This window comes from Noviherbaspirillum aridicola, assembly GCF_019656455.1.
In the GTDB taxonomy this organism is placed as follows: Bacteria; Pseudomonadota; Gammaproteobacteria; order Burkholderiales; family Burkholderiaceae_D; genus Noviherbaspirillum; species Noviherbaspirillum aridicola.
Window position 1 is genome coordinate 128,127 of record NZ_BPMK01000006.1, and the last position, 14,916, is coordinate 143,042.

At 64.8% G+C, this 14,916-nt stretch carries 13 protein-coding genes; 6 read left to right on the forward strand and 7 right to left on the reverse strand.

The genetic code is table 11. The features are described 5' to 3' along the window. The first annotated feature begins 46 nt into the window (after positions 1-46). From NCCP691_RS08090 to NCCP691_RS08100, 3 genes are all read left to right on the forward strand, one after another. Complete coding sequence (locus NCCP691_RS08090; RefSeq protein WP_238482358.1) at positions 47-961, forward strand: AAA family ATPase; 915 nt, start codon at positions 47-49, stop codon at positions 959-961. Positions 962-1,108: 147 nt separating this feature from the next. Next, on the forward strand, positions 1,109-1,408 hold the full coding sequence (locus NCCP691_RS08095) for a hypothetical protein (protein WP_220807753.1): 300 nt from the start codon (positions 1,109-1,111) through the stop codon (positions 1,406-1,408). Between the two features lie 35 nt (positions 1,409-1,443). Then, entirely contained in the window at positions 1,444-2,031 is a 588-nt protein-coding gene (locus NCCP691_RS08100; protein ID WP_220807754.1) for a histidine phosphatase family protein, read from the forward strand. 5 nt (positions 2,032-2,036) lie between these two features. On the opposite strand, the gene selD is transcribed toward NCCP691_RS08100, so the two are convergent. Then, a complete protein-coding gene (selD, locus tag NCCP691_RS08105; protein ID WP_220807755.1) occupies positions 2,037-3,098 on the reverse strand; it encodes a selenide, water dikinase SelD in 1,062 nt (353 codons plus the stop codon). Positions 3,099-3,291: 193 nt separating this feature from the next. Here selD and NCCP691_RS08110 point away from each other — a divergent pair, with 193 nt between their 5' ends. Further along, positions 3,292-3,753, forward strand: a complete 462-nt coding sequence (locus NCCP691_RS08110; RefSeq protein ID WP_238482359.1) for a response regulator — start codon at positions 3,292-3,294, stop codon at positions 3,751-3,753. A 50-nt stretch (positions 3,754-3,803) separates the two neighbouring features. Here NCCP691_RS08110 and NCCP691_RS08115 read toward each other — a convergent pair whose 3' ends face one another. Next, complete coding sequence (locus NCCP691_RS08115) at positions 3,804-5,726, reverse strand: AAA family ATPase (protein WP_220807757.1); 1,923 nt, start codon at positions 5,724-5,726, stop codon at positions 3,804-3,806. Positions 5,727-5,984: 258 nt separating this feature from the next. Here NCCP691_RS08115 and NCCP691_RS08120 point away from each other — a divergent pair, with 258 nt between their 5' ends. Next, a complete protein-coding gene (locus tag NCCP691_RS08120; RefSeq protein ID WP_220807758.1) occupies positions 5,985-6,152 on the forward strand; it encodes a hypothetical protein in 168 nt (55 codons plus the stop codon). A gap of 14 nt (positions 6,153-6,166) precedes the next feature. On the opposite strand, the gene mdoH is transcribed toward NCCP691_RS08120, so the two are convergent. The 3 genes from mdoH to NCCP691_RS08135 form a co-directional block, all read right to left on the reverse strand. Further along, positions 6,167-8,644, reverse strand: a complete 2,478-nt coding sequence (gene mdoH, locus NCCP691_RS08125; protein ID WP_220807759.1) for a glucans biosynthesis glucosyltransferase MdoH — start codon at positions 8,642-8,644, stop codon at positions 6,167-6,169. Beyond that, a complete protein-coding gene (locus tag NCCP691_RS08130) occupies positions 8,641-10,182 on the reverse strand; it encodes a glucan biosynthesis protein G (RefSeq protein ID WP_220807866.1) in 1,542 nt (513 codons plus the stop codon). The genes mdoH and NCCP691_RS08130 overlap by 4 nt, the downstream gene beginning before the upstream one ends. A 166-nt stretch (positions 10,183-10,348) precedes the next feature. Further along, on the reverse strand, positions 10,349-10,564 hold the full coding sequence (locus tag NCCP691_RS08135; RefSeq protein ID WP_220807760.1) for a hypothetical protein: 216 nt from the start codon (positions 10,562-10,564) through the stop codon (positions 10,349-10,351). A gap of 225 nt (positions 10,565-10,789) precedes the next feature. Here NCCP691_RS08135 and NCCP691_RS08140 point away from each other — a divergent pair, with 225 nt between their 5' ends. Beyond that, the gene (locus NCCP691_RS08140; protein ID WP_220807761.1) at positions 10,790-11,479 is read left to right on the forward strand and encodes a recombinase family protein; all 690 of its coding nucleotides are present in this window, start codon (positions 10,790-10,792) and stop codon (positions 11,477-11,479) included. Between the two features lie 112 nt (positions 11,480-11,591). On the opposite strand, the gene NCCP691_RS08145 is transcribed toward NCCP691_RS08140, so the two are convergent. Together NCCP691_RS08145 and NCCP691_RS08150 are read right to left on the reverse strand one after the other, a co-directional pair. Continuing rightward, positions 11,592-13,049, reverse strand: a complete 1,458-nt coding sequence (locus NCCP691_RS08145; RefSeq protein ID WP_220807762.1) for a catalase — start codon at positions 13,047-13,049, stop codon at positions 11,592-11,594. A gap of 167 nt (positions 13,050-13,216) precedes the next feature. Further along, on the reverse strand, positions 13,217-14,818 hold the full coding sequence (locus tag NCCP691_RS08150; RefSeq protein WP_220807763.1) for an OpgD/OpgG family glucan biosynthesis protein: 1,602 nt from the start codon (positions 14,816-14,818) through the stop codon (positions 13,217-13,219). Positions 14,819-14,916: the final 98 nt, after the last annotated feature.

The window sequence follows — 14,916 nt, forward strand, 5'->3', positions numbered from 1 at the left end:
GTATGCAATGACGATCAGTATTGCCCGTTCTCATCGCATCTATAGCATGCAAGCTGTCGAAAGCGCCCAGGAAAGGGCGCGTGCACTGAAATCCCCCGAGCTTGAAGCCTTCTATGACGACATGCTCGAGCTGGGCGCAGAGCGCTTCGTGACGACGCCATCCAATACCGGCGCACTCGATCCGCTTTACGAAGACTGCCCGAACTTCTCCGAGGTCCTCGACGATCTCAAGCGCTACCTCGGCCTCGCCATCGCCGGCGGCGCCAGCTTCAACCTGATGCCGGTGCTGCTGCTCGGCGACCCGGGCGTCGGCAAGACGCATTTCGGCAAGCGGCTCGCGGCGGTGCTCGGCACCGAGTTCGAATTCATCAGCATGAACGCACTGTCGGCTGGCTTCGTCATCACCGGCAGTTCCTCCACCTGGAAGGGCGCGAAATGCGGCAAGGTGGCGGAGCGACTGGTGCGCGGCAAGTTCGCCAATCCCGTGGTGCTGCTGGACGAAGTGGAAAAGGCGAGCGGCTCGACGCAATCCGATCCGATGGCGGCCCTGTATCAGTTGCTGGAGCCGGAAACCTCGCGCGCGTTTCATGACGAGTTCATCGATGTCGATCTCGACGCCAGCCAGGTGTTCTGGGTGCTGACCGCCAACAGCCTGGAAGGCATTCCGAGCGCACTGCTGTCGCGCATGGCCGTCTATGACGTGCCGGCGCCGACGACGGAGCAGGCGGCGGTGATCGCCCAGCGGGTGTATGCGGCCCTGCTGCGCGAACTCAAGCTCAAGCAGATCGACGAGAACCTGAGCGAGAACGTGCTCGACAAGCTGGCGGAAGTCTCGCCGCGCGAAATGCGCAAGGCATTGCTCGACGGCCTGGGCCACGCGGTCGCCGCCGGCCGCGACAGGCTGGTCCCGGAGGACGTACGCGTGAAGTCGGACCCGGCACGGCGGCGCATCGGCTTCTGAGTGTGCCGCCGGCGCAAACTTTCCGTTTGTTGGCGAAACCGAAACACCTTCCCGCAGTCGTAGAAATCGTGAATGCCGCGCCCGCCCGGGTGCCGGCATTGCGCGGGCCTGCCTGTGCGGGCGCCGCAACCCTTCCAGGAGCCACGAATGAACAAGACTGCAATTGCTGTCCTCGTTTCCATGCTTGCCGCCGCCTCCGCGGTTCAGGCCCAGTCGCAGAGCATGTCGCCGAGCACCGAGATTCGCGAAAGCACCGACCCGGCACGGGTGGCCGAGGTGGAGCGGCGCGCGGCCGACCTCATGTCCAGGCAGCAGTCCTCGTCCGGCACCGGAGCCGCTTCCGGCACCAGCGACGCCTCGTCCGCCGAGCGGCCGATGAAGAAGCGGCAGCATCAGGGCCGGGCACGACAGGGGAAGACGGAAGGCAGCGACACGGGCAGCCGCTGACATCCGGGCGGCCGGCGGCAGGCGCGGGATAAGGCATGGGACGGGCGAGCGGACGCGTGATCGCGGTGCTGGCGCTGTGGCTGACCACGGCCATCGCCTCCGCCGCAGGCGACAGCGAGGCGCTATGGCGCCGGCTTGCAGAAGGCGGTCATGTGATCCTGATCCGCCACGCGGTAACCGAACCCGGCATCGGCGATCCTCCGGGCTTTCGCGTCGACGACTGCGCGACCCAGCGCAATCTTTCCGACGCCGGCAGGAACGATGCGCGACGCATGGGGGAAGCCTTCCGCTCGCGCGGGATTCCGGTGGGCGACGTCCGTTCCAGCCGCTGGTGCCGCTGCCTGGAGACGGCGCGGCTGGCCTTCGGCAGGGTGGTGCCCGATCCCATGCTCGATTCCATGTTCCGCGAGGATGAGCGCGCGGGGGCGAAGAAAGTCTCGGCGGTGCGCGAGGCCATCGCTCGCCGCACCGGCCGGGGCAACCTGGTGCTCGTCACCCACAGCCAGAACATCATAGCCCTGACCGGGGAGTCCGTACGTTCCGGCGAGATGGTCGTCGTCCAGACCGACCCGAACAACGCCAGCCTGCGCGTAGTCGGGTTACTGCCGCCGGAGAGTTTCTGAAACGATCAGGCGACGCGCACGGCGGCCGGACCTTCGAGCACTTCGCCGATGCCCGCGGCCTGCCCGAATCCCTCGGCGCGGAAGATTTCAAGCACCTCGGGCACCGCCTCCGGCGCGCAGGCGACCAGCAGCCCTCCCGACGTCTGCGGGTCGGTCAGCAAGGCGCGCTGCACGTCCGACACGCCGGCGCCGAGTTCCACCTGTTCACCGTAACCCGCCCAGTTGCGCGCCGAGGCGCCGGTGATGAAACCGGCCGCGGCCAGTTCGGTCACGCCCGCCAGCAGGGGGATGGACGCCATGTCCAGTCTCAGCGTCTTGCCCGCGCCGCGTGCCAGCTCCATCGCATGGCCGAGCAGTCCGAAGCCGGTGACATCGGTCATCGCGTGGACGGCGTCCAGCGCGGACAGGGCGCGCCCCGGCTTGTTCAGCCGCGTCGTACTCGCGATCATCGTGCGGTAGCCCTCCGCATCGAGCGCGCCTTTCTTCAGCGCGGCCGAATACACCCCGACACCCAGTCCCTTGCCCAGCACCAGCCGGTCACCCGCCTGCGCGCCCGAGTTGCGCTTGACGCGGGACGGATGGACGAGCCCGAGCGCGACCAGGCCATAGATCGGCTCGACGGAATCGATGGTATGTCCGCCGGCGACCGGAATGCCGGCCTCGGCACAGACCGATTCGCCGCCGCGCAGGATGAGGCCTATGGTTTCCAGCGGCAGCTTGTTGACAGGCATGCCGACCAGCGCCAGGGCCATGATCGGGGTGCCGCCCATCGCATATACGTCCGACAGCGCATTGGTGGCCGCAATGCGTCCGAAGTCATAGGGGTCGTCGACGATGGGCATGAAGAAATCGGTGGTCGCGATCAGCGCCTGTTCATCGTTCAGCTTGTAGACGGCGGCGTCGTCAGCGGTCTCGATCCCGACCATCAGCTCGGCGGGCATCGGAAAGCCGCCGGATTGCTTCAGGATGTCGGCCAGCACGCCGGGCGCGATCTTGCAGCCGCAGCCGCCGCCGTGGGAAAACGAAGTCAGTCTGATGTCGGGGGAGGAAGAGGTGGCGGAATCCATGCGTTTTCGTACCGGTGCGGAATGAAAAGCTGGATTATCCCCCATCTGCGCGTCATGCATGGCCGTGACGGACCGAGGGTTTATTGAGCTTGCTGGACGACGCCCGATGAACTTTTGTCCACAATACACTCTCGATAGCCAGCAGACCCGCTCTCACGACGTACATCTCCAACCGCTCATCCCGGGTGTCGCCATGAATGTTCTGCCACAAACCTGTCCCTGCACGCCGGCCTCGGAGCACGGCTCTCCCTCGGGAGGCGGGGGCGATTCCGGCCTGCTTGCCGACAAGATCCTGGTCGTGGATGACAACCAGGACGCCGCCGACAGCCTCGCCATGCTGCTTGAATACCTCGGCCGCACCGTACGGGTGGCCAACAACGGCCAGGCGGCGCTCGACATGCTCGTCGAGTACAGCCCGGGCGTCATCCTGATGGACATCGGCATGCCCGGCATGGATGGCCATGAAGTCGCGCGCCGCATCCGCGAGCAGCCTCGCTTCGCGGGAGCGACGCTGATCGCGCTCAGCGGATGGGGGCAGGAGGAAGACAAGCGGCGCGCGAGCGAATCCGGATTCGATCATCACCTGACCAAGCCGGTCGATCTGGCAATGCTGGAATCCCTGCTCAACGACATGCAGCAGCGGCCCGCCAAATAAAAAAGCCCCGGGCATGTCGCGCGGGGCTTTTCCTCCTCAGGAACTCGTGATCAGGCTGCCTTGCGCGGCAGTTCGACCATCTGCGCCAGCAGCTCGAATACTTCATCCTTGGACAGCACATAGCGCTCCATCAGGATGCCGGTCAGCGCGGAGATGAGGCCGGTGTACTCCTTCATCGCCTCCAGCGTGCGGGAATACAGTTCGTCCGCCTTGGCTTCGACCTCGCGCAGCGCCTCTTCGGGCGAAGCCTCGGCCTTGAGCTGCGAATAGTCGAGTTTGGAGCGCGAGTACATCGACAGACGGTTGACCATCAGATCGAGCATGCCGGTGACCTTCTGGATGTCGTTCTGGCTCCCGGTCGAGATGCCGCGCGGACCGTAGAACAATTCCTCTGCCGCCACGCCGCCGTACAGCTGGATCACGTCCTGTTCCATTTCTTCCAGCGTCCGCAGCGAGACGTCGTTGGCCGAGGACAGCACATAACCGAGCGCGCCGATCTTGGAAACGGATTCGGTGCTGATCTTGAGCAGGTTGGATCGGGCCTTGACCTCTTCCCAGCTCAGGCCCTGGCGAAGCAGGGGATCGATCTGCATGAAGAAGTGGCCGAGTTCGTGGCGTGCCACGCGTTCGCGTTCCTTTTCCTTCTCGGCGGTGGTGGCGCGGTCGGTCATGCCGATCGAGGCACGCTCGAACGCGCGGAACAGCACGTCGGTGGTGATCAGCGATTTTTCCTGGATCGCGATCATGCTTGCACGGTCGACCACGGTTTCGAGCAGCGCCGGGCTGAGGTTGGCGGTGATGTCCGCCACGTAGTCGAGGTTGAGCCGGCTCCAGTCGATGCAGGCCGGATCCTTGCGCGAGAGGAAGACATTGAGCAGTTCGCGGCGCTCGGCGCGGTTGGGCAGGCGGAAGTTGATCTTGACCGAGAAGCGGCGCAGCATCGCCTCGTCCATCTGCATGTTGTTGTCGTCGAAGTTGGACGCCACGACCCAGATCACGCCCGAGCCCTCGTCGCTCTTGACGCCGTCGAGCAGGCCGAGCAGGGTGTTGGCGGTATCGTCATCCCACTTCTTGTCGCCGCGGCCGCGCGGCATGAACAGGCTCTGCGCCTCGTCGAGGAAGATGATGCAGCGGCCCTGGGCGCAAGCCTTCTTGTAGATCGCCGTCAGCGCCTTGGAGCCGCCGCCGACAAAGCCGGACTCGAGGCTGGAGCCCGAGGTCTGGATCAGCGGGATGTCGAGTTTCTTGGCGAGATAGCCGGCCAGCTTGGTCTTGCCGGTGCCGGCGGGGCCGGTCAGCATGACGTTGAACGGCTTGTCGATATTGTGCGAACGGTAGATGTCGCGGTTGCGGATCATTTCTTCCAGGTGCGCGACTTCCGACTTGATGTCTTCCATGCCGACCAGGTCGTCCATGCTGCCCTTGAGGTTTTCCGGCTTGATCACGGACGCGCCGCCGGTCAGGCCAGGCAGGCCCTTGCGCAGGCCGATGACGAGGAAGGCGAGCAGGGCGATGCCGATGGCGTTACGCGCGAGAAAGGACGCCAGTTCGGCGAGCGCGCTCCGCTGCGCTTCCTTGTCGTCCAGCACGCCGGGATGCTTGGCGAGGTACTGGGGCTGCGCGATCGCGTAGGGGATGCCGTGCTTGAGCAGCACTTCGCGCTCGAGGTTGGCGTGGGTCGAGCTGGGCACCTTGACCACGCGGATTTCGTCGGCGCCCTTGTACTTCAGGACGTAGCGCGGGAAATCCGACAGCGGCTCGGCGATCAGCAGGTAGTCGAGGTTCTTCCGGTCGAGGGAGGCCAGGCGGGTGACTTCCGAGATGTCGTGCGACTGCACGACCGGGGTGGTGCTGGGCATGGTCAGCGGCTTGTAAACAAGCGCGGCGACGGCGAGAAATGCAAGCAGGACGGTCAGGACCGCTACCACATAGCCGTTCTTGAAGGAGTCATACAGTTTTGAGATGCGAGGCATTCTTCATCCTATGGACAGTTCGCGTGCATCTGACCGCGAAAGATCGATCTGCGCGCAACGTTTCTGGTAAGCAGTCTTAGGACAAGGAGCGCCCGGTTTGGTTGCCGCGCACAAAAAGGAATTCGCGCTTTTTTTTTGATGGACGCGATAGCGGCCCGAATGGCGTCAGGCGAGCCGGCTCATTCTGTTGACCACGCGCAATTTTCAGCATGTGCCCGGTGCTTTAATGAACACGGGCATCGTTGAAAGGGGCTTGCCATGATCTCCGTGATTATCGTTCTGCTGGGTCTTGTCCTCGCCGGCCTGATCGGCGGCGTGTTTCTGATGACGCTGATCGAGCTGCGGCAGATCGACGATGCCGGGGTGGCCCCCGATCTCGCGGCCGCCGCTACCTCGCCGATGCCGCACGGAGCGGGCACGGACTGAACCCGCCTGCCGGGTCAGGCACCGAGGACGCGTTCTCGCCAGACGGGATGCGCGTGCGGCGAGGACCAGACTTCCAGGTGCAGCCGCGACAGCAGCACCGGGTCGTCGAGCACGATCAGGCGCTCGGCATTGCCGAGCGCTTCCGGCCCGCCCGTCAATGCCGTCCTGTGCAGGGCCTCGCGCTCCTTCGCCGTGTTGTCGGGCAGACGCCGGCGGTGCCGGGCAGCGCAACATGCGAGGGCATTCACCTTCGGATCCACGATGGCATCGACAAAACCTCCGAGCGGCGGCGTGGCGGCCACATGCTTGGCGCAGGCCAGCAGTTCGGGCGCGGGGGTGCGCTCTTCCGGTATCAGGAACAGGCCGAGACGCCGGGTCAAACGGCCGAGCGACACGCGGCTCGACCAGACCGACAGCGGCCCCGACAGCAGCATGCCGCCGGCGATCGGCAACAGCCATGGCAGGAATGTCGGATTCAGCAGATAGATCCCGACCAGCCACCCCAGTCCAAGCAGCATCTGCCCGCCATGCCGGGTCAGTGCCTCGACCGGCGTGGTTTCGGAATCCGCGCGCGGCGGGGACTTCCAGTGAATGGCCCAGCCGAGGAAGGCGGCCAGCACATAACGCGTGTGGAACAGCATGCGCACCGGCGCAAGCAGCATCGAGAACAGGATCTCTAATACGACACTTGCCGTCACCCGCAGGATGCCGCCGAAACCGCGCGCGCCCTGCAGGCCGACGGTCACGATGCTCAGGATCTTCGGCAGGAAGAGCAGTGTCGCGGTCGCCGAAAAGAGGGCGAGCGCCTTGTCGGGGTGCCACTGGGGCCAGACAGGAAACAGCTGGCGCGGCGCAAAGAAATATTGCGGCTCGACCAGGGTATGCATGGCGAGGAGAGCGGTCGACAGCGCGAGGAACAGGAACCAGAGCGGCGCGGACAGATAGGCCATCACGCCGGTGGCGAATACGGCGCGGTGCACCGGATGCATGCCGCGCGCGGTGAACAGCCGGAAATTCATCAGGTTGCCGTGACACCAGCGCCGGTCGCGCTTGAGTTCGTCGAGCAGATTGGGCGGCATTTCCTCATAGCTGCCCTCGAGATCGTAGGCGATCCATACCCCCCAGCCGGCGCGCCGCATGAGCGCGGCTTCGACGAAGTCGTGCGACAGGATTTCGCCCGCTAGCGAGCCGCGACCGGGGAGGGGCGCCAGCGCGCAATGCTTGATGAACGGAGCCAGCCGGATAATGGCGTTATGCCCCCAGTAGTGCGACTCGCCGAGCTGCCAGTAGTGCAGGCCGGCAGTAAACAGCGGGCCGTAGACCCGTGTCGAGAACTGCTGGATACGCGCATACAGCGTGTCGCGGCCGGCGGCGACCGGTGCCGTCTGGATGATGCCCGCGCCCGGATTGCCTTCCATCAGCCGCACGAGCGTGGCGAGGCAGTCGCCGCTCATGACGCTGTCGGCGTCGAGCACCACCATGTAGCGATACGCCGCGCCCCATCGACGGCAGAAATCGTCGATGTTGCCGCTCTTGCGCTTGACCCGGCGCCGGCGGCGGCGGTAGAAAATGCGCCCGAATCCGTCGAGTTCGCGGCAGAGCCTGGACCAAGCCTCGAGTTCCGCCGCGCAGGTGTCGGGGTCGTTGCTGTCGCTCAGGATGAAGAAGTCGAAATGCGCGAGTTCGCCCGTCTTCGCGAGAGACTCGTAGGTCGCGCGCAGGCCGGCACTGACCCTGATGACATCCTCATTGCAGATCGGCATGACGATCGCCGTTCTCGCCCCGGGGGCGATCGGCGCGCGGCTGGCCTTCTGGCGGGAGATCAGGTAACGGTCGGTGCCGCGCAACATCAGCCAGAAGCCGGCCATGGCCGTCCAGAAACCGGCGGAAACCCAGCAGAACAGGATCGCAAACAGCAGCAGCAGGACCATTTCGAGCCAGGCGGTGCCCTGATAGGGGACGACACGGCTCATGAACCAGGTGCCGGCCAGCGTCTGGGCGATCATCAGCGTCAGGAGCACGAGGCGGCGAACGTTGCCGGCGAACTGCCAGCGTCCGCGGGGATCCGGCCCATCCGGCACATCCTCGTCGCCCGGCGTGAATTGCGCCGGCCAGGCCGGCCGCTGCTCACCTTCCTTGCGCTCCACCCAGTGGCCGCGGTGGCGCACGGCGGACTGATATCCGCGTACCAGGGGATTGAGCGGGGTCCAGGGATGCGGGACCATCGAGGAACGGCGGATGGCGGGTGCGAGCGGCGGGCAGTCCGGTTCCTGCAGGCCGCAGGCAAGCTGGACCCGCCGGCCGACCGACGCCAGCGCCGGATTGTCGGCCTCGCCGGCGTCGTCCGGGGTCAGCAGGCGCTGCAAGTCCGACATCGTTTGCCGGCCGTCGTCCGCCCCGGCGTCTGCCAGCCGTGCCCGTTCCGCTGCATCGACCTCGAGCAGGTCGAGGTAGCGGGCGCGGACGTCGGGCTGCTCGGGCGTGCCCGTCATTCGGGCGGCAGTATGTAGCTCCACGTTTCGGACAATGTAGTGTTGTTGTGACGCAGGTAGGCACGCAGCTCCACCGGCTTTTTCTCGTCAATACGGCGCAGACGGATGGCGGTACGCCATCCACCGCTGGCTTCGTTCGGGTACGTCGTTACTTCGAGCAGCTTGGCATTGCCGTCGGCATTCACCATCCCCTCGACCTTGGCGTCCGGCTGCAGCTTGCGCAGGGCGGGGCCGTCGTAATCGACGAACAGGGCAATGCTGTCGTCCGGCTTCAGCCGGTAGCCGTGGCCGCGCCGGGTCTGCGTCACCCAGGCCAGCGGCGGACGCCGGTCGGAATCCTTCTGCCAGAGCATCCGGTATTCGAGATCGAGCGGCGCCCCGGGTTTGGGCGGCGTATCGGGCACCCAGTACGCGACGACGTTGTCGTTCGTCTCGTCCGGCGTCGGGATCTGCACGAGTTCGACCCGTCCCGCTCCCCAGTTGCCTTTCGGCTCGATCCAGGCGCTCGGCCGCCGCTGATACTTCGCTTCGAGATCTTCGTAATTGCCAAAGTTGCGGTCGCGCTGCATGAGACCGAATCCGCCGGGATTGGTGCTCGAGAACGAGGTGATCAGCAGACGCCGCGGGTTGACCAGCGGACGCCATATCCACTCGCCGGTTCCCGAATGCACCGAGAGTCCGTCCGAGTCGTGCACTTCGGGACGATAGTCGTCGATGTTCGGCCGGTGGTTTTCGCCGAAATAGAACATGCTCGTCAGCGGCGCGATGCCGAGCTTGGTGACGTTCTCGCGCAGGAACAGGCGCGCCTTGACGTCGACCACGGTATCGATCCCGGGCCGCAGGGTGAAGCGATAGGCGCCGGTCGCGCGCGGCGAATCGAGCAGGGCGAAGATCGTGAGTTCCTTGTCCAGGGGTTTCGGACGCCGGATCCAGAATTCCACGAACTGCGGAAATTCCTCGCCCGAGGCCAGCGCGGTATCGATCGCGAGACCGCGCGCCGACAGGCCGTAGAGCTGGCCCTTGCCGACAGCACGGAAGTAGCTCGCGCCCAGGAAGACGATCACCTCATCCTTGTATTTAGGCGTGTTGATCGGGTAGTGCACGCGGAAGCCCGCGAAGCCCAGGCCGCCCAGCTCTTTCGGATTGATATTGTTCTTGCCGTAATTGAAGAGCGAGGGATCGAAGCGGATTTCACGGACGGCCGTACCCTGCAGCTCATTGATCCTGACAGGCGTGTCGAAGAATCCGCCCTGATGAAAGAAGGCCAGTTCGAACGGAAGGCCTTCCGCCCGCCAGTGGGACTTGGCCGGATCGAAGCGGATGTCGCGGTACTGATCGTAGCTCAGGGAGGTCAGTGCCTTGGGCAGATTTTTCTGAGGCTTGCTGTAGCCCTCGGCCGCCAGCTTGCGCGCGCGGGCGGCGACATCGTCGAAGTCGAAAGCGTGCGCGGCGCCCGCCGTCGCTCCGAGCAGCAGGGCGACGAGGAGAACGCATCGATGGAAATGAGAAAAGAAGTTGCCGTTGAAGATCAAACGCATCACCAGAAGGAAACCGGAACAGGCGCCTATGTTGCCATCATCGGCCATTGCCATTTTGACACTCGGCAATTCGAGGTGGATTTGCAGGCGCCGGAGCCGACGCTTGCCTGGTGTGCGGACAGTGAATGGAGCGGAAGAAACCGGCGGCGCCATGGGCGCGCGCCGATCAGAGCGAGGAGGGAGGGGTGTCTTTGAGGGGAAGCGCGCGCGACCTGCGGATGGCAGCCTTGCGCGCCTCGGTCACTTCGCGAAGGGCAATGGCAAGCATTTCCTGGCGCTGTCGCAGCGACACCATATTGCTGGTGACACTGTACGCGCGCACGGTCCGCTCCAGATTACGGAGTGCGCGCAGTTCTTCACTGTGTTGCTCGTCAAGCATCATGGTCAAGTCTTTCGATAACAAGCGGGAGTACGTCCTAGACCAGCGTTCCATGGAAATGTTCCCCTCAGGAAAAGTTCAGCGTCAATGATCGCAACAAGGGCACAGCGCGTTCTTCGTCCTGCATATGAACGTGTGATTGAATCGATAATTGAATGTTCCGGCAGACGCGCTGCAACCGCAGCCAGTGCACCCGAGTCATACAGGCTGGAACAGGGAGACGCGGCCATGAACCTTTCGATGAGCGTTGCGCACACCTTCTTTTATTGCCCCGAAGCCGCCGGTCGCGCGGTCGACGAGCAGCTTGCGCTGATCGCGCGCGCCGGCTTCCACATCCATCCCGACAACCTGGTCCTCGAAGAGGTACCGGTGACCGAACCGCCCGCACGACGGCCGGAGTTCTGCCGGCTGCTCAGGCTGCTGCGCGAGGGAGACTGCCTCGTCGTCGGCCGCCTCGATGCGCTCGGCCGCAACGGCGGCGAAGTCCGGCACATGGTCGGCCGCCTCGCCCAGGCGGGGATACGACTGTTCTGTCCGGACCTGGGCAAGTGTGAACTGACGGGAGAATCGGGCAGGCAGTTTCGCGAGACCGTCGCTGCGATCGCCGCGATGGAGCGCGAACAGCGGACCGCCCGGACCAGGCTGCGCACACCCGGCGCCGGCAGCCTGCGCGCCCCGCGCAGCCGCCCGCTGCCGGCGGCGCTCAGGAGCGAGATTGCGGCCCGCATCGCGGCAGGCATCCCGCTTGCGCAGCTGGCCCGCGAATACCGCTTGCCCCGGCAGGCCATCATCCGCCTCTGCTCTGCACGGATTGACGGCGATGACGAGCGGCTGCTGTCGGTGCCGGCCCGCGAAGCGCCACGCCACACCATCGAAGCGGTGGCGATGCTGGCCGGCGACGACGCGCGCCGCCGCTAAAGAAAATGCCCGCCGGGCGATACCGGCGGGCATGGGCAGGGGATCGGAGATCGCCCGGACGGACTACCAGGGGTGACCGTAATGGCTGATGAGCGTGGCGATCCAGCCGGGATCAGGCGCCTGCATACGGACCCTCGTAAGCAAAGCCGATCGCACGCGCCACTCCCGCCGCATACGCGGGATCGGCCTTGTGGAAGTGATCGAGCTGCCTGCGCTTGATGTCGTCCGGCACCGGGCCGATGGAATCGGCGATGTTGGCGAACAGCTGCTGCTTCTGCGCATCGTTCATCAGCCGGAACAGCGCCCCCGCCTGGCTGTAGTAATCGCCATCCTCCCGGTGATCGTAGCGGTCCGCCGCGCCATAGACGGCCAGCGGCGGTTCGGCTGCGTTGCGGTCTTGCGCGTATTCGCCCAGCCGGTTCGGCTCGTAGTTGAGCTTGCCGCCCTGGTTGCCATCCACCCGCATCGCACCGTCACGATGGAAGCTGTTGTGGAAGGGGCAGCGCGGGGCGTTGACCGGAATCTGGTGGTGGTTGACGCCCAGGCGATAACGGTGCGCATCGCCATAGGAGAACAGCCGTCCCTGCAGCATGCGATCCGGCGAAAAACCGATGCCGGGCACGACATTGGCCGGCGTGAAGGCGGCCTGCTCGACCTCGGCGAAGTAGTTTTCGGGATTGCGGTTGAGCTCGACGATGCCGATTTCGATCAGCGGATAATCCTTGTGCGGCCACACCTTGGTAAGGTCGAAGGGGTTGATCGGGTAGCTTGCCGCATCGCGCTCGGGCATCACCTGCACGCACATGCGCCAGCGCGGGAAGTCGCCACGCTCGATGCTGTCGAACAGATCCTTCTGCGCCGACTCGCGGTCGCGTCCGACGATCTCCGCCGCCTCGCGGTTGGTCCAGTTCGCAATGCCCTGCATGGACTTGAAATGGAACTTGACCCAGAAACGTTCATTGGCAGCATTGATGAACGAGAAGGTATGCGAGCCGAAGCCGTGCATCTGGCGGTAGTTCTGCGGCAGTCCGCGGTCGCTCATGAGGATGGTGACCTGGTGCAGCGACTCCGGGTGCCGCGACCAGAAATCCCACGCCGCCACGGGGCTGCGCATGTTGGTCTTCGGATCCCGCTTCTGGGTATGGATGAAATCGGGGAACTTGAGCGGATCGCGCAGGAAGAACACCGGGGTATTGTTGCCGACGATGTCCCAGTTGCCTTCCTCGGTATAGAACTTGACCGAGAAACCGCGCACGTCGCGCTCGGCATCGGCGGCGCCGCGTTCGCCCGCCACGGTGGAAAAGCGCAGGAAGAGGTCGGTCTTCTTGCCTACCTGCGAAAACAGCTTCGCTTTCGAATAGCCGGTGATGTCGTTGGTGATGGTGAGGGTGCCGAAAGCGCCCGAACCCTTCGCATGCACGCGGCGCTCGGGGATCACTTCCCGGTCGAAGTGGGCCAGCTTTTCAAGGAACCACACATCCTGCAACAGCATCGGGCCACGCTCGCCCGCCGTCATTACGTTCTGGTTGTCCGCCACCGGTGCACCGGCTGCCGTCGTTATTTTGCTCATACCCTGGCTCTCTCTCGTTCACGTTGATAAAGGCTGCTGCAGGCCCGCCCCCGGAATCAGCCGGGGAGGGCGCTGCACGAGAGAGATTATTGATGAGCAAGTGTGATAGGTAAAATTGATTTGTTAAACCAAATCAATAGGGATTCTCACTATCACAAGTATTCGGTTCAGGCGGCGATCGGCGGCATGCGGTCGGGCGAGACGGGCGTCCACTGATAAAGCCAGGTCTCGGACAGCGGCGCGCCGCCCGATGCGATGTACGCGCGCAGGTCGATCGGCGTGGTATGGCTGTCGGTCGGACGAAGATCGAACATAAGCCGGTATCCGCGTACGGCATCGAGGGGCCGCGCCGACGCCAGCTCGATCTCGCCGCGGGAAGCGCTGATCACCGGCGTCACCTTGGCGTTCTTGCCGAGCAGTTGCAGATTGTCGCCGACAAAATCGACCACGAAGCGCCACGAGAAGTATTTGCGCGGCTGACCCACGACGCCGCCGACGCCGGTGCGCGTGGCAAACACGGTGGCAAGCGGCGGCTGCGCCGGCATGTGCCGGCCCCAGTGCATGCGATACGCGTACAGCAGTTCCTCGCCGGCCTGCGGCTTTTTCTCCGGGTTCCAGAAGGCAACGATGTTGTCGAAGGTTTCGTCCATGGTCGGAATCTCGACCAGTTGCACCGAGCCTTTGCCCCAGTTCGATTTCGGTTCGATCCACAGGCTGGGCCGCCTGTCGTAGAACACGCCGTCGTCCTGATAATGGCTGAAATCGCGGTCGCGCTGGAGCAGCCCGAAGCCGCGCGGCGCCTCATCCTGGTAGGCATTGAACCGCAACTGGGACGGGTTGGTCAGCGGACGCCATACCCACTCGCCGTTGCCGCGCCACAGCGACAGGCCGTCGGAATCGTGGATCTCGGGCCGCCAGTCGTTTGCGGCGGCGATCTGGCGGTCGTTTTCCCCGAACTGGAACATGCTCGTCAGCGGAGCCACACCGAGACGTTCGATGCTCTTGCGCGGATAGAGCGCGGCATCGACATCCATCGTCAGCGTCGCGCCCGGTTCGATCTCGAAGCGGTACGCGCCGGCCACGCTGGGCGAATCGAGCAGGGCATAGACCACCATGCGGCTCGAATCCGGGCGCGGGCGCTCGAGCCAGAACTTCGTGAAATTGGGGAATTCCTCGGGGCGGTCCATCCCGCAGTCCACGGCGAGCCCGCGGGCCGACAGGCCATACTGCCAGTCCGAGCCGACCGCGCGGAAATAGCTTGCGCCAAGAAAGGCGGCGATGTCGCGCGTGAGGTCGGTATGGAAGTTGAGCCGGAAACCGGCGAAACCGAGATCCTTCGGCAACTTGCCGGCGTTCAGGCCGCTCTTGCCGTAGTTGAACATGCCCGGGTCGTAGGCGATTTCCCGTGCCCGGCCATCCACGATTTCATGGATCTGGACCGGCGTCTTGAAAAACAGCCCGAGATGAAAGAAGCGGGCTTCGAAGCGGGAGTCTTCCTCCGCCCACAGCGCATGGTCGGCGCGGTACTGGATGGCCTGGTACTGGTCCCAGTCGAGCTTCTCGACTTCGGCGGGCAGCCGGGCGGGCACCGCCTGGTATTCGGAGGCGGCGAGCTGTCGCGCTTCGCCCTTGAGCCAGGCGTAGTCGAAAGGACGGGCGTCGCCGACGAACTTCGTCTGCCGCGAGCGCGAGGCGGCGAATAGTGGCTGTATCGGTAAACCAGTCGCGGCAAGTGCTGCCAGGCCGCGCAAAACGTCGCGTCTTTGCATGAATGCTTCCGGTGCGAGGATTGACGGGAGTGCCGCGGCGCGGTCGGCCGGGCGGCGAAATGAAACGACCGGAAATTCTAGCGGCCGACGGAACGCCG